Source organism: Stenotrophomonas sp. SAU14A_NAIMI4_5 (genome assembly GCF_003086795.1).
GTDB lineage: Bacteria > Pseudomonadota > Gammaproteobacteria > Xanthomonadales > Xanthomonadaceae > Stenotrophomonas.
The window spans coordinates 857,943-874,466 of the sequence record NZ_CP026003.1; the positions used below are offsets into that span (position 1 = coordinate 857,943).

Sequence of the window (16,524 nt, forward strand, 5' to 3'; positions counted from 1 at the left end):
CCGCAACCGCAACCGCATCCACGCATGGCGTGGATCTACTGGAACCGGTCGTCAGTAGATCCACGCCATGCGTGGATGCCGTGATCCGTCAGTAGATCCACGCCACGCGTGGATGCCGTGATCCGTCAGTAGATCCACGCCACGCGTGGATGCCGTGATCCGTCAGTAGATCCACGCCATGCGTGGATGCCGTAATCCGTCAGTAGATCCACGCCATGCGTGGATGCCGTTATTCCTTGAACATCAAAAACGCCGCCAGCACGATCAACCCGAACGCGGCGTAATGGTTCCACTTCAGCGGCTGGCCCAGGTAGAACGCGGAGAACACCGCGAACACCACCAGGGTGATCACTTCCTGCATGCCCTTCAGCTGCGGCGCCGAATACACCGCGCTGCCCAGGCGGTTGCCGGGTACCTGCAGGCAGTACTCGAAGAAGGCGATGCCCCAGCTGACCATGATGACCATCATCAACGGCGCGCTCTTGTATTTGAGGTGGCCGTACCAGGCGAAGGTCATGAAGATGTTGCTGCCGAGCAGCAGCAACACGGGGTACAGGTAAGCAGCGACCGACGTGCCGGGCATCCGGGCGATCTCATCGGGTGGGGCGCGCAGCATACCGCCGGCCCCACCCGTCGCGTGTCACGGCCGCGTCAGGCCTCGCGCAGGGCCAGCGCCGGCGGCGTGTGCAGGATCGCCCGCGTGCCCCACCAGCCGGCCAGCAGGCTCAGGCCGATGCCCACCAGCCCGCCCAGCAGCAGGCCCGGCCACGGCGGCAGCAGCGGCAGCTCGAACACCTTCTGCGAAACCACCACGCCGATGCCGGCTGCCGCACCCACGGCCAGCAGCGCGGCCAGCGCACCCAGCGCGCCGAACTCCACCAGCACCGCACCGCGCAGCTGGCGCCGGGTGGCACCCAGCGTGCGCAGCACCGCGCTGTCGTAGCGGCGCTCGCCGGCGGTGGCCTGCAGTGCGGCCAGCAGCACCAGCACGCCGGCCAGCAGGCTGAACACCATCACCAGCTGCACCGCCTGCGCAACGCGGTTCATCACCTCGCGCACCTGCGAGATCACCGCATCGACATCCAGCAGCGACAGGTTCGGCTGTTCGCGCACCAGCGCACCCAGGCCCGCGGCCTTGCCGGCCGGCAGGTGGAACGCCGACAGCAGGTTGTGCGGCGTATCGCCCACTGCATTCGGGTTGAGAAGCACGAAGAAGTTCGGGCGGAAGGTGTTCCAGTCCGCCTTGCGCACGCTGGTGACGGTGAACTCGCGTTCCTGCTCGCCCACGGCAATGGTGATGCGATCACCGGGGTATACGCCGTAGCGCTTGGCCCAGCCGATCTCCACCGAAGCCTCCGGCGCGGTGCTGTCGGCCTTCCAGAACGTGCCGTTGACCAGCGTGTTGGCCGGCGGGAAGGTGCTGCGCCAGCTGAAGTTCAACGGCCGGTTCTCGTCATCGTCGTCGCGCTGGCCTTCGCCCTGCGGCGACTGGCCGTTCTGCTCCGGCGTACGGTCCACGCGCAGCGGCGGCTTGCCGTTGATCGCGATCAGGCGGCCAGTGGCCATCGGTTCGACGCTGGCATCCGCCGCGCCCAGCCCCTGCAGCGCGGCCAGCACGCTGTCGCGCTGCTCGGGCTGGATGTTGATCAGGAAGTAGTTGGGCGTGTTCTCCGGCAGGCGCTCGCGCCACTGCTGCAGCAGGCCGGGTCCGGTCACCGCCAGCAGCAGCAGCGCGCACAGCGACAGCGACAGGCCCACCAGCTGCATCACCGCCAGCATCCGCCGCCGGGTCAGCGCGGCCAGGCCCAGCCGCCAGTTGCCATGCAGGCGGTGCTGCAGGCCGCGCAGCAGCTGCAGCAGGCCGAAGCCGACCACGCCGGCGGCCAGCGCCAGCGCGGCCAGGCCGCCCAGCACCCACAGCGCCAGCTTCAGGTCGCCGGTGACCTGCACCGCCAGCACCAGGCTGGCCGCCAGCGCCGCCACATAGGCCAGCAGCGAGGCCGGCGGCAGGGCGGCGAAGGAGCGGTTGAGCACGCGCATCGGCGGCACCCCGCGCAGGCGCAGCAGCGGCGGCAGGCCGAAGCCGAACAACAGCAGCAGGCCGATGCCCGCACCGGTGAGCGCCGGGGTGGCCTCGGGCAGCGGCAGGCGCTGCGGCACCAGGCTGCCCAGCACCTGCACCAGGCCTTCCTGCGCGGCCATGCCCAGGCCGATGCCGAGCGCGCAGGCCGGCACCGCCAGCATCAGCAGCTGCAGCGCCAGGCCAGCGAGGATGTCGCGCTGGCGCGCACCCAGGCAGCGCAGGATCGCCACCTGGTCGATGCGGCGCAGGGCGAAGCGGTTGGCCGCCAGCGCGGTGGCCACGCCGGCCAGCAGCACCGCCAGCAGCGCGCTGAGGCCGAGGAAGCGGCCGGCCAGATCAAACGCCTGGCGCACGCCGCGCTGCGTGTCGTCCACGCTCAGCAGGCGCATGCCCTTCACCTGCGGCAGCAGCCATTGCCGGTACGCGGCCACCTGGTCGGGTGCGCCGGCCACCATCAGCCGGTAATTGATGCGGCTGCCCGGCCCGAGCAGGCCGGTGCCATCCACGTCGGCGCGGTTGACCAGCAGGGTGGGGGAGAGCGTCAGCAGGTCGCCGCCGCTGTCCGGCTCGGCCTCGATGATGCCGGCCACGCGCAGCGTGCCCGCACCGAACTCGAGCGCATCACCGACCTTCAGGCCCAGCGCCTGCAGCAGGCGTGGGTCGGCATAGGTCTGGCCCTGCGGCGGCATGCCGGCATCGGCGATCAGCGCGCCGCCCGGCGTGGCCCGCACCCGCAGCGTGCCGCGCAGCGGGTAGCCGGCCTGCACCGCCTTGATGCTGGCCATCTGGCTGGCATCGCCGTTGAACAGCACGCTGCCGAAGCCGGCGATGCGGGTGGAGGCCAGCCCGCGCCGCTGCGCTTCTTCGGCGAAGACCGCAGGCGGATCGCTGCGCCCGGCCACGCCGAGGTCGCCGCCCAGCATCTCAGCCGCGCTGCCGGTCAGGGCCAGGTTGACCCGGTTCACCAGCGTGCCGACGGCGGTCATCACCGCCACGCCCAGCACCAGCGCGGCGAACACGGTCAGCAGGTCACCGGCCAGGGCTTCGCGGCGCAGCGCGCGCCAGGCGTGCCGCAGCAGGTTCATGCCTGCGCCCCGTACTCGACCGCCTGCAGGCGACCGTTGTCGATGCGGTGGATGTACTGGCAGCGCTGGGCCAGGCGCAGGTCGTGGGTGACCAGCACCAGGGTGGTGCCGCTGCCCGCATTGAGTTCGAACAGCAGGTCGCTGATGTGCTGGCCGGTGGCCTGGTCCAGCGACCCGGTGGGTTCATCGGCGAACAGGATGCGCGGGCGGGTGACGAAGGCACGGGCCAGGGCCACGCGCTGCTGCTCGCCGCCGGACAGCTGCCGCGGGTAGTGGCGGGCGCGGTGCGAGAGGCCCACCTGGGCCAGCACCTCATCGACCCGCGCGCGGTCCTCGCGGCCGGCCAGTTCCAGCGGCAGTGCGACGTTTTCGGCCGCCGTCAGCGCCGGCAGCAGGTGGAAACTCTGGAACACGAAGCCCACTTCGCGTGCACGCAGCTGCGCCCGGGCTTCCTCGTCCAGTGCGCCCAGCGCCTGCCCGGCCAGGGTGATGCCGCCGCGGCTGGGCAGGTCCAGCCCGGCCAGCAGGCCGAGCAGGGTGGTCTTGCCGGAACCGGAGGCCCCGACAATCGCCACGCTGGTGCCTTCATGTACCGTGAGGGTGATGTTGTCCAGTATGTGGACTTCACCCTCCGGGCCATGCACGGATTTGCCGACCTGGTCGACGGCGATGGCGACGGACGCGCTGCGGGGGGACAGGCTGTCGATGAGGAGACTCCAATGCGCATTACAGGATGGAGCCGGCAAGCCGGCACGATGATGGTGCTGCTGCTAGGGTTGCTGCTGTGGTCCGGGCTGGCGTGTGCCAAAGGTCCGGCCGGCACGGTGCTGGTGCTCGGTGACAGCCTCAGTGCTGCCCACAATATCCCGGCCGACGCAGGCTGGGTCAGCCTGCTGGACAAGCGGGTCAGGCAGCAGTCGAAAACCCCGCCCCGCATCGTCAACGCCAGCATGAGCGGGGAAACCACCGCCGGCGCGCTGACCCGCCTGCCGGGCCTGCTGGCCAAGGAGAAGCCGACCGTCGTGGTCATCGCGCTGGGCGGCAACGATGCCCTGCGCGGGCTGACCCCGGCGCAGGTGCAGGGCAACCTGGAAAAGATGCTGCTGGCCAGCCGCGCCGCCGGCGCCAAGGTGCTGCTGCTGGGCATCGACGTGCCGCCCAACTACGGCCCGGCCTACCGCCAGCGCTTGGCGGCCGCCTACCGCGCGCTGGCCGACACGTACAAGGTGCCGCTGCTGCCGTTCCTGCTGGAGGGCGTGGCCCTGCAGCCGGGGCTGATGCAGGCCGACGGCCTGCACCCCACCGCGCAGGCCCAGCCGAAGGTGCTGGACAACGTCTGGCCGCTGCTCAAACCGCTGCTGTGAAACTTTTTTCGGCGTCTTGACGGAACTTCACATCGCGTCCACCGTCGATCGGGCATGTTTCACAAAGCTGAAGAAAGAGGTACTCACATGCGTCAGACGAAGGAGACTTCCGGCTTGGTGCTGGTGGTCGAGGACAACCGCAACATCTCCGAGATGATCGGCGAATACCTGGAAGGCCGTGGCTTCGAGGTGGACTATGCGCAGGATGGCCTGGACGGCTACCGTCTGGCCGCTGAAAACAGCTACGACGTGGTCGTGCTGGACCTGATGCTGCCGCGCCTGGATGGCATTGAAGTGTGCCGCCGCCTGCGCAACGATGCCCGCAAGTCGACGCCGGTGCTGATGCTGACCGCGCGCGACACGCTGGACGACAAGCTCACCGGCCTGGGGTTTGGTGCCGATGACTACCTGACCAAGCCGTTCGCCATCCAGGAACTGGAAGCCCGCCTGCGCGCGCTGATCCGCCGCGAACGTCGCCAGGTCGGTTCGGAAGTGCTCAAGGTCGCCGACCTCGTGCTCGATCCGGTCAGCATGCGGGCCACCCGTGCCGGTACCGAACTGCAGCTTTCGCCGATCGGCCTGCGCCTGCTGACCATCCTGATGCGGGAATCGCCCCGCGTGGTCACCCGCCAGGAAATCGAACGCGAGATCTGGGGCAACGGGCTGCCGGATTCGGACACCCTGCGCAGCCATCTGTACAACCTGCGCAAGATCATCGACAAGCCGTTCGACCGTCCGCTGCTGCACACCGTGCAGAGCGCCGGTTACCGCATCGCCGACATCGCCCAGCCCATGGCCTGAGCAGTGCCGGTACAGGAACAGGCCCGCCCCGGCTTCGGCCGGGTCGCGGGGCAGGGGACGGGCCGTCGGCCGCAGGGGTGGTCATCCACCGTGCACGTCGCCGGCACGGCGCGCTGCCTATAATCGCAGCGCTTCAACCGGGACCCCGCAATGCCGCACGGCCTGCCGCGCAAGATCCGTATCGCTTTCATCCTGCAGGCAGTGCTGGCCAGCGTAGGCATCCTGCTGGGCGCGTGGCTGGTCTCGCTGGTGATCAAGCACAGCCTGGTGGGCGCCGCCCTGCGCGAAGAGGCCGCCTACTACTGGACGCTGCACGAGGCCTCGCCCGCGCAGCCACCGCCCAATACCCAGAACATCCGCGGGTACCTGCTCGAGCGCGGGCGCTCCAGCCTGTCGCTGCCAGCCAACCTGCGCACGCTGGAACCCGGTTTCCATGAACTGCCCGGCGATGACCAGCTGGTGCTGGTCGATGCCCGGCCGCAGGGCCGGCTGTACCTGGTGTTCCTGCGCTCGCGCGCGGAAATGCTGGCGTTCTGGTTCGGCATCGTGCCGGTGCTGCTGACTCTGTTGGCCGTCTACGGCGCCAGCTGGGTGACCTACCGCGCGTCCAAGCGCCTGGTGTCGCCGGTGAACTGGCTGGCACGGCGCGTGTCGCGCTGGGACCCCGGCCACCCCGAGGCGGCCGACCTGGAGCCGGACAAGCTGCCGGCCGACATGCAGGGCGAAACCCGTCAGCTGGCGGCGGCGCTGCATTCACTGGCCAACCGGGTCACCGACCATGTGGCGCGCGAGCGCAACTTCACCCGCGATGCCAGCCACGAACTGCGCACGCCGCTGACCGTGATCCGCGTGGCCAGCGACATGGCGCTGGGCGATGAGACCCTGGAACCGCGCCTGCGCCGCAGCCTGCAGCGCATCCAGCGCGCCGGGCGGGACATGGAGGCGGTGATCGATGCGTTCCTGATCCTGGCCCGCGAGGCCGACATCGAGCCGCAGATCGAGCTGTTCGATGTCAACGACATCGTCCGCTACGAGGTGGACAACGCCAACGAACTGCTGGGCAACCGCCCGGTGGCGGTGCACCTGCACAACGCCGGCCCGGTGCAGCTGCATGCGCCGCCGCGGGTGCTGCAGGTGGTGGTCGGCAACCTGGTGCGCAACGCCTGCAACTACACCGACGAAGGCCGCATCGACGTGCAGGTCGAGTCTGACCGGGTGGTGGTGCGTGATACCGGCATCGGCATGTCGGCCGAGGCGCTGGCCCGCGCGTTCGAGCCGTTCTACCGCGCCGAACCGGATCGTCCGCAGGGCACGGGCCTGGGCCTGTCGATCGTGCGCCGGCTGTGCGACCGCTTCGGCTGGAAGGTCAGCCTCGCCAGCGAGCCGGGCAAGGGCACCGAAGCCACCGTCATTTTCCGGTAAGGAGCTTCTGCCGGGCTGCACCCGGCACCCGCGGTAGTGCCGGCCGCTGGCCGGCAACTTCAACATCAAATGCGGACATTCCGTGGGATGGCGGGACGGTGTGCGTTTGCGGGGACGCCGTGAACCCGTCCATGGGGGCTTGGTCGCCGCATCCATGCGGCTCACACCCCGCAAACCCACACCGCCCCGCCTCTGACAGATGGCTGCGATCTGCAGTAGATCCACGCCATGCGTGGATGAATCCCGGGTCACGCCAGGCAAAGCCCGGCGCACGCCCTGCTCAGTTGCAGTTGACCTTCGGCGCCACGGCCTTGGTCCAGATCGCGTAGCCGGCCGGGGTCATGTGCAGCATGTCCTCGCGGAACAGCTTCGCGTCCGGCTGGCCATCGGCACCCAGCATCGGGGTGTAGATGTCGGTGTAGCCGGCGTTGGGCAGCTTGGCCAGGGCCGCCTTGATCATCGCATTGGCCTGGTTGATCGCCGGCAGCAGGTGCGCGCGCGACGGACTTGGCTTGATCGACAGGTATTCCACCTTGGTCTTCGGCAGGTCGCGGTGCACGCGCTGCACGAAGGCCACCACGTCATCGCGCACCTGGGTGGCGCTGCGGCCGCTGTTGAGATCGTTGTCGCCGGCGTAGAAGAACACCTTGCACGGCGCATAGGGCACCACGATCTGGTCGGCATACCAGGTGCTGTCGCGCACTTCCGAACCACCGAAGCCGCGGTTGAACACCGGCTGGCCCGGGAAGTCCTGGGCCAGGCTCTCCCAGAAGCGGATCGAGGAGCTGCCGATGAACTCGATGCCACCGCGCGGCGGCGGGTTGCCCTGATCGGCCTTGAGGAAGCTGGCCATGTCGCCTTCCCAGGCCACGTTGGACACCTGGTCGGGCACGCGCGGCGCGGCCGGCGGGCTCAACGCCTGGGCCAGCGGGGCCAGGGTCAGCAATCCAAGCGACAGCAGACAGGTACGGGCGAGTGTCATCAGCGGCTCCAGCAAGGGCAGGGGACACCCATCATAGGAGTTCGCCGCCGTGCTGCGCTTGACCATGGCGGGTCGTTGGCCGGCCGCTGCGGGGTGCCGCTGCCGCCCTTGTGGCAAAATGGGGGCTGTCTGCCCATTCCTGTGCACCCATGATTGCCTGCCGTGCGTCTGAGCGGTCGCCGCGCCGCGCCCCTGTTGCTGGATATTTCCCCCGTGGCTGATCAGTTCGGCCACATGCCCCGCGGCCCGCGCCGCATCTTCCAGGCCGCCCGCTGGTCCTGGCAGGGCCTGCGCGCCGCCTGGCTGCACGAGTCCTCGTTCCGGCTGGAGGTCTACCTGCTGGTCGTGCTGGCCCCGCTGGCGCTGTGGCTGGGCCAGACCCCGGTCGAGCGCGCTCTGATGATCGGCTCGATGCTGCTGGTGCTGGCGATGGAACTGGCCAACTCGGCCATCGAAGCGGTGATCGAGCGCTACGGCGCCGAGATCCACGAGCTGGCTGGCCGCGCCAAGGACATGGGCTCGGCAGCGGTGTTCGTGCTGATGATGAACGTGCTGCTGTGCTGGGCACTGGTCGTGGTGCCCCACCTGCTGGCCGGCACGTACGCCTGAATCCCCATTCCCCCACTGTCCTGAAGAGTTTCCATGTCCTTTGAGTTTCTCGCCGACCCCAACGCCTGGGTAACCCTGTTTACCCTCAGCGCCCTGGAAATCGTGCTCGGCATCGACAACCTGGTGTTCATCTCCATCGCCGTCAGCAAGCTGCCGGAAGAGCGCCGCCCGTTCGCGCGCAAGCTCGGCATCGCCGTGGCCTGCATCACCCGCATCGGCCTGCTGGTATCGCTGGCCTACCTGGCGCACATGGCGGCGAACCTGTTCACCGTGGCCGGCATGGGCATCTCCATCCGCGACCTGGTGCTGATCGTCGGTGGCCTGTTCCTGATCATCAAGGGCTTCATGGAGATCAAGGAGCTGATCACCGGTGGCGAGGATGAAGACCCCAGCACCACCAAGGCCTCGGCCGTGTTCGGCTACGTCATCGCGCAGATCGCGGTCATCGACATCGTGTTCTCGCTGGACTCGGTGATCACCGCCGTCGGCATCGCCGACCACATCCCGGTGATGGTCGCCGCCATCCTCCTGTCGGTGCTGGTGATGCTGCTGGCCGCCAACCCGCTGGGCCGCTTCATCGATGCCAACCCGACGGTGAAGATGCTGGCCCTGGCCTTCATCCTGCTGATCGGTGCGGTGCTGATCCTGGACGGCCTGGACGTGCACGTGCCCAAGCCCTACATCTACGCCGCGATGGGCTTCTCGGTGCTGGTGGAATGGCTGAACCTGCTGATGCGCCGCCGCGCACGCGACCACCACGTGCCGGGCGCCGGCAACTGGTAAACGATCCATCCAGGACCCCCGGCACTGCCGGGGGTTCTGCGTTATGGGGGCCGCTGCGCTCGCCGGGCATGGCCCGGCGCTACCGGATCGCAACCGCCCGGGCTCGCCGGCTCTGGTAGCGCCGGGCCATGCCCGGCGGAATCACGCCGCCACCTGTGAACCGGGGTCAACACTGTTTTCTCGCGGCGAGGCTTAATCGGCGACGGCAAAGCGCGCAGGCTACGCAGCTTCCCGTTTCCTCCCCACAGGAACCCCCATGAATTCCAGAGCCGCACTGCTGGCCCTCGCCGTCGGCGCCTTCGCCATCGGCACCACCGAGTTCGCCCCGATGGGCCTGTTGCCGGTCATCGCCGATGGCGTGGGCGTGAGCATTCCTTCCGCCGGCATGCTGATCACCGCCTATGCCGTGGGTGTGATGCTGGGCGCACCGGTGATGACCCTGCTGATGGGGCGGTTCGGCAAGCGCACCGCGCTGATGCTGCTGATGTCGATCTTCGTGGTCGGCAACCTGCTGTCGGCGCTGGCGCCGAACTACGGCCTGCTGCTGCTGTCACGCCTGGTCACCAGCCTCAACCACGGTGCGTTCTTCGGCATCGGTGCCGTGGTCGCCGCCAGCCTGGTACCGAAGGAGAAGCAGGCGGCCGCCGTGGCCACCATGTTCATGGGCCTGACCATCGCCAACATCGGTGGCGTGCCGCTGGCCACCTGGGTCGGCCAGCAGCTGGGCTGGCGCCTGTCCTTCGCCGGCACGGCGGTGCTGGGCCTGGTTGCGATCACCGCATTGGGCCTGGCCCTGCCGGCGTCGGCGCCGGATGCGCGCCCGGACGTGCGTCGCGAGATACGCGCGATCCTGCAGCCGCAGGTGCTGCTGGCGATGGCCACTACGGTGCTGGGTGCCGGTGCGATGTTCACCCTCTACACCTACGTGGCGCCGGTGCTGGGCGAACTGACGGGCGCGTCGAATGCATTCATTGCGATGTCGCTGGCGCTGATCGGCATCGGCTTCACCGTCGGCAACGGCATCGGTGGGCGCATGGCTGACTGGTCGCTGGATGGCGCCACGCGCATCCTGTTGGCCGTGCTGGCGGTGCTGATGTTCGTGCTGCCGCTGGCTTTCATGAGCCACGCCACGGCGGCGCTCGGTGTGCTGCTGTTCGGTGCGGCGACCTTTGCCCTGGTGCCGCCGCTGCAGATCCGGGTGATGCAGGTGGCCAGCGAGGCGCCGGGCCTGGCGTCGTCGATCAATGTCGGTGCGTTCAACCTGGGCAACGCGGTGGGTGCGGCGCTGGGTGGCGCGGTGATCAGCGCGGGCCTGGGGTATGCGGCGATTCCGGTGGCCGGTGGGTTGCTGGCGGTGTCGGGGTTGCTGCTGGCGTGGCTGGGGCGGACGCGCGCGCCGGTGCCTGAGGCCTGTTGAACGGTGGGGGGGGCCGGCAGGGCTTGCAGCCCTGCACCCGCTACAAGCCAGGGCAACGTCAAGTTCAACAGCGGGCTATCCGTGGGATGGCGGGGTGGGTCCGGTTGAGGGGGACGCCGTAAACCCAGCCATGGGGGCTTGGTCGCGGCATCCATGCCGCTCACACCCCCTCAACCGGACCCACCCCGCCTTCGACAGACCTCCGCGATCTGTCAGAACGGCGTTCTGCTCTGGTGGGTGCCGACCGTTGGTCGGCACGAATGTCTGACGCATGGGCTTTTGCTCTTGCTCTTTCTGATCTTTCCCGCGGTGCCAGGAAACCGTCCATGGTCGGGAGGGTGGGTTGGCTGGGGGCGTGATCGCCATGGGCCCGAGGCATGCCTCGGGCGGGTTGGGCAGGACGCCCAACCCCGGTCTTGCCGTGTGCGCAGGACAGCGCACACGAGCAAGCGGCGACCGAGCTTACAGGGACGTACTTGCAGCGTCTCCCAGCCAACCCACCCTCCCGACCAACCCCGATATCCAGCAAACACACCCACCGCGGAGGGGGCCCCGCCCGATGGCCGACCTCCACGCTGGCGTTAACGCGAACCATGGCATGCTCGGCAGCCAGTCCACCCGGAACTCCCGCCATGCGCCTTTTCACCCGCGTCCTGCCCCTGCTGCTGCTGGCCTCCCTGCTCTCCGGCTGCGGCTACAACGCCATCCAGCAGAAGGATGAGGCGGTCAAGGCCAGCTGGTCCGAAGTACTCAACCAGTACAAGCGCCGCGCCGACCTGGTGCCCAACCTCGTGCAGACCGTCAAAGGTTTCGCCAGCCAGGAAGAGCGCGTGCTGACCGAAGTCACCAACGCCCGCTCGCGCGTCGGCCAGATCAACGTCAACGCCGATGACCCGGCCTCGCTCAAGCAGTTCCAGCAGGCGCAGGGCGAACTGGGCAGCGCGCTGTCGCGCCTGCTGGTGGTCACCGAGAACTATCCGGTGCTGAAGTCCGACGCCAACTTCCGCGACCTGCAGGCGCAGCTGGAAGGCACCGAGAACCGCATCACCGTGGCTCGCGGCCGCTACATCCAGCAGGTGCAGGACTACAACACCTACATCCGCTCGTTCCCGCAGCTGGTCACCGCGAAGATCTTCGGCTACCAGCCCAAGCCCAACTTCAGCGTCGAGAACGAAGCGCAGATCTCCAACGCGCCGGTGGTCGACTTCGGCACCACGCCGCAGCAGCAGCCGGCACCGCAGCCGGCGCACTGACCGATGCGCCTGGCCACCGCGCTGCTGCTGGCGTTCCTGCTGTGGCTGCCGCTGGCCTCGCAGGCGCAGTCGCTGGCGCCGATTCCCGCGCTGGATTCGCCGGTGGTCGATACCACCGGCACCCTCGATGCCGCGCAGAAGCAGGCACTGGTGCAGCAGGCATTGGACCTGCAGCAGCGCAAGGGCAGCCAGCTGCAGGTGCTGGTGGTGCCCAGCACCCAGCCCGAGGACATCGCCCAGTACACGACCCGCGTCTTCGACCAGTGGCAGATCGGCCGCAAGGGTGTGGATGACGGCGTGCTGCTGGTGGTGGCCAAGGATGACCGGCGCGTGCGCATCGAGCCGGGCTACGGCCTGGAAGGCGCGATTCCCGATGCCATCGCCAACCGGGTCATCCAGGAATACCTGGTGCCGCGCTTCCGCAGCGGCGATTACGCCGGTGGCATCACCGACGCCACGGCCGTGCTGGTGAAGCTGGTCGATGGCGAGCCGTTGCCGGCGCCGGTCAGCGGCCAGCGCGGCCACGAACCGGGCGGTGGTGGCGATACCTGGGTCCTGGCGCTGTTCATCGGCGTGTTCGCCGGCAGCATCCTGCGCGGGGTGTTCTCGCGGGTGCCACGCCCGCTGCGCGGCCTGCTCGGCGGCGGCGGCGCGGCGCTGGCCGCGTTCCTGTTCACTTCCACCCTGCTGGCCAGCGGCCTGGCCGGCATCGTCGGCCTGGTCGTGGCGATGCTGTCCGGCCACCCCGGGCGCTTTGCCGGAGGCGGCGGCTGGGGTGGCGGCAGCTGGGGTGGGGGCGGTGGCTTTGGCGGCGGTGGTGGCGGTTTTGGTGGCGGCGGCGGTGGCTGGGGCGGTGGTGGTGGCCGCTCCGGCGGCGGTGGCGCCTCGGGAGGCTGGTGATGATCCGGCGCCTGCTCCGTCATGTGGTCGCGCCCTCGGTGCGGCGGGCCTTCCCGCCGGACACCCTGCAGGCCATCACCGAGGCCATTGCCGCCGGTGAGGCACGCCACGGCGGCCAGGTGATGTTCGCGGTGGAGGCGGACCTGCCGCTGCACGCGCTGTGGCGGGGCGTGACCCCGCGGCAGGCGGCCGAGCAGGCCTTCGCCCAGCTGCGCACCTGGGATACCCACCACAACAACGGCGTGCTGATCTACCTGCTGCTGGCCGACCACGCCATCGAGATCGTGGCCGACCGCGGCCTGCACGGCCGGGTCAGCCCGGCGCAGTGGCAGCGGGTTTGCACCCACCTGCGCGAGGGCCTGCGCGGGGCCAACCCGGTCGAGGCGCTGCGCAGCGCCATCGATGAAGTCTCCGCGCTGGTGGAAGGGCACTTTCCGGCCGCCACGCGGTCCGATGATGACGGCCTGCCCGACACCCCGCAGATCCTGGGTTGAGCCGTAAAATACCCGTACTCCCGCAAGGCAGCTTCCATGATCTATTTCCACGACATCGACCCCATCGCCCTTTCGCTGGGGCCGATCAAGGTGCACTGGTACGGCATCATGTACCTGCTCGGCTTCACCGCGGCCTGGCTGCTGGGCCGCAAGCGCATCGCCGAGGGCCGCCTGCCGGGCGTCGATGCCAACGGTTTTTCCGACCTGCTGTTCTACGCCATGCTCGGCGTGGTGCTGGGCGGGCGCATCGGCTACATGCTGTTCTATGCGCTGGGCGATTTCCTGCACAACCCGCTGCTGCTGTTTAAGGTGTGGGATGGCGGCATGAGCTTCCACGGCGGCCTGCTGGGCGTCATCGCCGCCTGCTGGTGGTGGTCGCGCAAGCACGCGCTGCACTTCTTCGACACCATGGATTTCATGGCGCCGCTGGTGCCGCTGGGCCTGGGCTTCGGCCGCATCGGCAACTTCATCGGCGCCGAGCTGTGGGGCAAGTACACTGATGGCAGCTGGGGCGTGGTGTTCCCGTCCGGCCTGCCGGCCCCGCTGAACCAGCTCGACACCGCCACCCTGCAGGCGCAGTTCGCCACCGGCGCGCTGAACCAGTACGCCCGCCATCCCTCGCAGCTGTATGAAGCGGCGCTGGAAGGCCTGGTGATGTTCGTGGTGCTGTGGGCGGTGTCGGCCAAGCCGCGCCATCGCTACCTGATCGGTGGCCTGTTCGCGCTGCTGTACGGCATCTTCCGCTTCGCGGTGGAATTCGTGCGCATGCCCGACAACGGCATCTACATGGCCTTCGGCTGGCTGACCAAGGGCCAGATCCTGTGCGTGCCGCTCATCGCCTTCGGCCTGGTGCTGCTGGCCCTGTCGCGCCGCGCACCGGTGCTGCAGCCGCAGCCGATGGTGGCCGCGGAGGGCAAGGCATGAAGGCCTACCTCGACCTGCTGTCGCATGTGCTCGAGCACGGCACCGAGAAGAGCGACCGCACCGGCACCGGCACCCGCAGCGTGTTCGGTTGGCAGATGCGCTTCGACCTCAACGAAGGCTTCCCGCTGGTCACCACCAAGAAGCTGCACCTGCGCTCGATCATCCACGAGCTGCTGTGGTTTCTGAAGGGCGATACCAACATCGGCTACCTGAAGGACAACCAGGTGCGCATCTGGGACGAGTGGGCCGACGAGAACGGCGACCTCGGCCCGGTCTACGGCAAGCAGTGGCGCAGCTGGGCCACCGCCGATGGCCGCGAGATCGACCAGATGCAGTGGCTGGTGGACGAGATCAAGCGCAACCCCGATTCGCGCCGGCTGGTGGTCAGCGCCTGGAACGTGGGCGAGCTTTCGCAGATGGCGCTGATGCCGTGCCACAACCTGTTCCAGTTCTACGTGGTCGACGGCAAGCTCAGCTGCCAGCTGTACCAGCGCAGCGGCGACATCTTCCTCGGCGTGCCGTTCAACATCGCCAGCTACGCGCTGCTGACCCACATGGTGGCGCAGGCCACCGGCCTGGGCGTGGGCGATTTCGTGCACACCCTGGGCGATGCGCACCTGTATTCGAACCACTACGAGCAGGCCCGCGAGCAGCTGTCGCGTGAACCGCGCGCGCTGCCCAAGCTGTGGTTGAACCCGGAGGTGACCGACCTGTTCGGTTTCCAGTTCGACGACATCCGCATTGATGGCTACGACCCGCACCCGGCGATCAAGGCGCCGGTGGCGGTATGAGTGCAATGAAGCTGTCGATGATCGTGGCACTGGACCGTAACCGTGGCATCGGCCAGGGCAACGCGATGCCCTGGCACCTGCCGGACGACTTCAAGCACTTCAAGGCGCTCACCCTGGGCAAGCCGATCCTGATGGGGCGCAAGACTGCCGAATCGATCGGCCGCGTGCTGCCGGGGCGGACCAACCTGGTGCTGACCCGCAGCGGCCAGGTGCCGTTCGAGGGCATGCGCGCGGTGGCGTCGCTGGACGAGGCGAAGGCCATTGCCGAAGGCGAGGGCGCCAGCGAGCTGTGCATCATCGGCGGCGGCGAGATCTTCCGCCAGCTGCTGGTCCAGGCCAGTGATCTGTACCTGACCTGGGTGGATGCCGAAGTACCGGCCGACACCCATTTCCCCGAGGTGGACCCAGGCGTCTGGCAGGAAACCAGCAGCGAGCCGCATCCGGCCGATGCGCGCCACGCGTACGCGTTCCGGTTCGTGCACTACGTGCGTCGCTGACCATGGGTAGAGTCGACCGTTGGTCGACTGCTCCTGCATCAAATCGCGGAAAACCCCGCGCGGCGCGCGCGAGTCGACTGACAGTCGACTCTACCCGTACAGGCCTCAGCCCTGCGGCGGTGCGCTGTTGCCGTTACCGCCACCACCACCACCACCACGGCGACGACGACGACGCGGGCCACGGTTGGCGGTAGGTGCTGCGGCCGCTTCCTTGTCCTGCGCGGCAGCGGCCGGCCGCTCGCGCGCCGGTCGTGCCGGCGGACGGGCATTGGCCACCGGTGCCGGCACATCCCGGCCGGGTACCTGCACCACGCGCAGTTCGTCGGTGTCGAGCTGGATGGCGGTGAGCTTGCCGCCCCACACCGCACCGGTGTCGATGGCGTGCACGCCCTGGGTGATGGTCAGGCCCAGCGCCGACCAGTGGCCGCAGACCACCTTCAGGTCGCGCTCGACCCGGCCCGGCACTTCGAACCAGGGGTACAAGCCCTGTTCCTGCGTGCCCGGCGTGCCCTTGTCCTCGATGCCGATGCGCCCACGCGGGGTGCAGTAGCGCATGCGGGTGAGCACGTTGATGATCGCGCGCGAGCGGTCGTAGCCGGACAGGTTCGGTGCCCAGCTCGGCTTGTCGCCGTACATGTTGCGGAACAGCTTGCGGTAGCCGGCGCCATGCAGCTGCACTTCCACCTCGGCGGCGTGCTTCTCGGCCATCTGCGTGGTCCACTTCGGCGCCAGGCCGGCATGCACCATCATCCAGCCCAGCTCGCGGTCCACGTGCACCAGCTTCTGCAGGCGCAGCCAGTCCAGCAGCTCGTCGCGGTCCTCGGCCTGCACGATGCGCAGCAGGTCCGGGTTGACCTTGCGCTGTTCCTCTTCGGTGCGCGCACCGACGGCCAGCAGCGAGAGGTCATGGTTGCCCAGCACCACCACGCTGTGCTCGCGCAGCGAATGCACCAGGCGCAGGGTTTCCAGCGACTGTCCGCCGCGGTTCACCAGGTCGCCGCAGAACCACAGGGTGTCCTGCGCCGGGTCGAAGCGGATCTTTTCCAGCAGTCGCTGGGTAACGTCGTAGCAGCCCTGCAGGTCGCCGATCGCCCATACACTCATCGTCCGGCCTCCGTG

The 16,524-nt window shown here is 68.8% G+C and carries 17 protein-coding genes; 12 read left to right on the forward strand and 5 right to left on the reverse strand.

Features of this window, described 5'->3' with window-relative positions; genetic code table 11:
* Positions 1–229: 229 nt before the first annotated feature.
* From C1925_RS03875 to C1925_RS03885, 3 genes are all read right to left on the reverse strand, one after another.
* Complete coding sequence (locus C1925_RS03875) at positions 230–583, reverse strand: DMT family protein (RefSeq protein ID WP_108770613.1); 354 nt, start codon at positions 581–583, stop codon at positions 230–232.
* Positions 584–651: 68 nt separating this feature from the next.
* A complete protein-coding gene (locus C1925_RS03880) occupies positions 652–3,168 on the reverse strand; it encodes an FtsX-like permease family protein (RefSeq protein WP_108767783.1) in 2,517 nt (838 codons plus the stop codon).
* Positions 3,165–3,812: an ATP-binding cassette domain-containing protein gene (locus C1925_RS03885; RefSeq protein WP_108767784.1), complete on the reverse strand. Its 648-nt coding sequence runs from the start codon at positions 3,810–3,812 to the stop codon at positions 3,165–3,167. Before C1925_RS03885 ends, C1925_RS03880 begins: the two co-directional genes overlap by 4 nt.
* Positions 3,813–3,887: 75 nt before the next feature.
* Here C1925_RS03885 and C1925_RS03890 point away from each other — a divergent pair, with 75 nt between their 5' ends.
* From C1925_RS03890 to C1925_RS03900, 3 genes are all read left to right on the forward strand, one after another.
* Positions 3,888–4,532, forward strand: coding sequence for an arylesterase (locus C1925_RS03890; RefSeq protein ID WP_108767785.1), 645 nt, complete (start codon positions 3,888–3,890; stop codon positions 4,530–4,532).
* A gap of 87 nt (positions 4,533–4,619) precedes the next feature.
* On the forward strand, positions 4,620–5,333 hold the full coding sequence (locus tag C1925_RS03895) for a response regulator transcription factor (RefSeq protein WP_002811889.1): 714 nt from the start codon (positions 4,620–4,622) through the stop codon (positions 5,331–5,333).
* Between the two features lie 150 nt (positions 5,334–5,483).
* Positions 5,484–6,755 (forward strand): HAMP domain-containing sensor histidine kinase, encoded by a 1,272-nt coding sequence (locus C1925_RS03900; RefSeq protein ID WP_108767786.1) that lies wholly within the window; start codon positions 5,484–5,486, stop codon positions 6,753–6,755.
* Between the two features lie 280 nt (positions 6,756–7,035).
* On the opposite strand, the gene C1925_RS03905 is transcribed toward C1925_RS03900, so the two are convergent.
* Positions 7,036–7,737: an SGNH/GDSL hydrolase family protein gene (locus tag C1925_RS03905; protein ID WP_108767787.1), complete on the reverse strand. Its 702-nt coding sequence runs from the start codon at positions 7,735–7,737 to the stop codon at positions 7,036–7,038.
* A gap of 213 nt (positions 7,738–7,950) precedes the next feature.
* On the opposite strand from C1925_RS03905, the gene C1925_RS03910 reads away from it, so the two are divergent.
* From C1925_RS03910 to C1925_RS03955, 9 genes are all read left to right on the forward strand, one after another.
* Positions 7,951–8,346, forward strand: coding sequence for a diacylglycerol kinase (locus tag C1925_RS03910; RefSeq protein WP_108767788.1), 396 nt, complete (start codon positions 7,951–7,953; stop codon positions 8,344–8,346).
* Between the two features lie 33 nt (positions 8,347–8,379).
* On the forward strand, positions 8,380–9,129 hold the full coding sequence (locus tag C1925_RS03915) for a TerC family protein (protein WP_108767789.1): 750 nt from the start codon (positions 8,380–8,382) through the stop codon (positions 9,127–9,129).
* Positions 9,130–9,385: 256 nt separating this feature from the next.
* Positions 9,386–10,546 (forward strand): MFS transporter, encoded by a 1,161-nt coding sequence (locus C1925_RS03920; RefSeq protein ID WP_108767790.1) that lies wholly within the window; start codon positions 9,386–9,388, stop codon positions 10,544–10,546.
* 632 nt (positions 10,547–11,178) lie between these two features.
* Positions 11,179–11,799 (forward strand): LemA family protein, encoded by a 621-nt coding sequence (locus C1925_RS03930; RefSeq protein ID WP_108767791.1) that lies wholly within the window; start codon positions 11,179–11,181, stop codon positions 11,797–11,799.
* A 3-nt stretch (positions 11,800–11,802) separates the two neighbouring features.
* A complete protein-coding gene (locus C1925_RS03935; protein ID WP_108767792.1) occupies positions 11,803–12,699 on the forward strand; it encodes a TPM domain-containing protein in 897 nt (298 codons plus the stop codon).
* Complete coding sequence (locus C1925_RS03940) at positions 12,699–13,193, forward strand: TPM domain-containing protein (protein ID WP_108767793.1); 495 nt, start codon at positions 12,699–12,701, stop codon at positions 13,191–13,193. Before C1925_RS03935 ends, C1925_RS03940 begins: the two co-directional genes overlap by 1 nt.
* A gap of 36 nt (positions 13,194–13,229) precedes the next feature.
* Positions 13,230–14,117 carry a prolipoprotein diacylglyceryl transferase gene (lgt, locus tag C1925_RS03945; RefSeq protein ID WP_108767794.1) on the forward strand — a complete coding sequence of 296 codons (888 nt, stop codon included), beginning with the start codon at positions 13,230–13,232 and terminating at the stop codon, positions 14,115–14,117.
* On the forward strand, positions 14,114–14,908 hold the full coding sequence (locus tag C1925_RS03950; protein ID WP_108767795.1) for a thymidylate synthase: 795 nt from the start codon (positions 14,114–14,116) through the stop codon (positions 14,906–14,908). Before lgt ends, C1925_RS03950 begins: the two co-directional genes overlap by 4 nt.
* 5 nt (positions 14,909–14,913) lie before the next feature.
* Positions 14,914–15,405: a dihydrofolate reductase gene (locus tag C1925_RS03955; RefSeq protein ID WP_108767796.1), complete on the forward strand. Its 492-nt coding sequence runs from the start codon at positions 14,914–14,916 to the stop codon at positions 15,403–15,405.
* Positions 15,406–15,510: 105 nt separating this feature from the next.
* Here C1925_RS03955 and C1925_RS03960 read toward each other — a convergent pair whose 3' ends face one another.
* Positions 15,511–16,509 (reverse strand): symmetrical bis(5'-nucleosyl)-tetraphosphatase, encoded by a 999-nt coding sequence (locus C1925_RS03960; protein ID WP_108767797.1) that lies wholly within the window; start codon positions 16,507–16,509, stop codon positions 15,511–15,513.
* Positions 16,510–16,524 lie beyond the last annotated feature (15 nt).

Coding starts and splice junctions, on each gene's coding strand:
- C1925_RS03875 (WP_108770613.1), bottom strand. CDS start 583: ATGCCCGGCACGTCGGTCGCTGCTTACCTGTACCCCGTGTTGCTGCTG.
- C1925_RS03880 (WP_108767783.1), bottom strand. CDS start 3,168: ATGAACCTGCTGCGGCACGCCTGGCGCGCGCTGCGCCGCGAAGCCCTG.
- C1925_RS03890 (WP_108767785.1), top strand. CDS start 3,888: ATGCGCATTACAGGATGGAGCCGGCAAGCCGGCACGATGATGGTGCTG.
- C1925_RS03895 (WP_002811889.1), top strand. CDS start 4,620: ATGCGTCAGACGAAGGAGACTTCCGGCTTGGTGCTGGTGGTCGAGGAC.
- C1925_RS03900 (WP_108767786.1), top strand. CDS start 5,484: ATGCCGCACGGCCTGCCGCGCAAGATCCGTATCGCTTTCATCCTGCAG.
- C1925_RS03905 (WP_108767787.1), bottom strand. CDS start 7,737: ATGACACTCGCCCGTACCTGTCTGCTGTCGCTTGGATTGCTGACCCTG.
- C1925_RS03915 (WP_108767789.1), top strand. CDS start 8,380: ATGTCCTTTGAGTTTCTCGCCGACCCCAACGCCTGGGTAACCCTGTTT.
- C1925_RS03920 (WP_108767790.1), top strand. CDS start 9,386: ATGAATTCCAGAGCCGCACTGCTGGCCCTCGCCGTCGGCGCCTTCGCC.
- C1925_RS03930 (WP_108767791.1), top strand. CDS start 11,179: ATGCGCCTTTTCACCCGCGTCCTGCCCCTGCTGCTGCTGGCCTCCCTG.
- C1925_RS03935 (WP_108767792.1), top strand. CDS start 11,803: ATGCGCCTGGCCACCGCGCTGCTGCTGGCGTTCCTGCTGTGGCTGCCG.
- C1925_RS03940 (WP_108767793.1), top strand. CDS start 12,699: ATGATCCGGCGCCTGCTCCGTCATGTGGTCGCGCCCTCGGTGCGGCGG.
- lgt (WP_108767794.1), top strand. CDS start 13,230: ATGATCTATTTCCACGACATCGACCCCATCGCCCTTTCGCTGGGGCCG.
- C1925_RS03950 (WP_108767795.1), top strand. CDS start 14,114: ATGAAGGCCTACCTCGACCTGCTGTCGCATGTGCTCGAGCACGGCACC.
- C1925_RS03955 (WP_108767796.1), top strand. CDS start 14,914: ATGAAGCTGTCGATGATCGTGGCACTGGACCGTAACCGTGGCATCGGC.
- C1925_RS03960 (WP_108767797.1), bottom strand. CDS start 16,509: ATGAGTGTATGGGCGATCGGCGACCTGCAGGGCTGCTACGACGTTACC.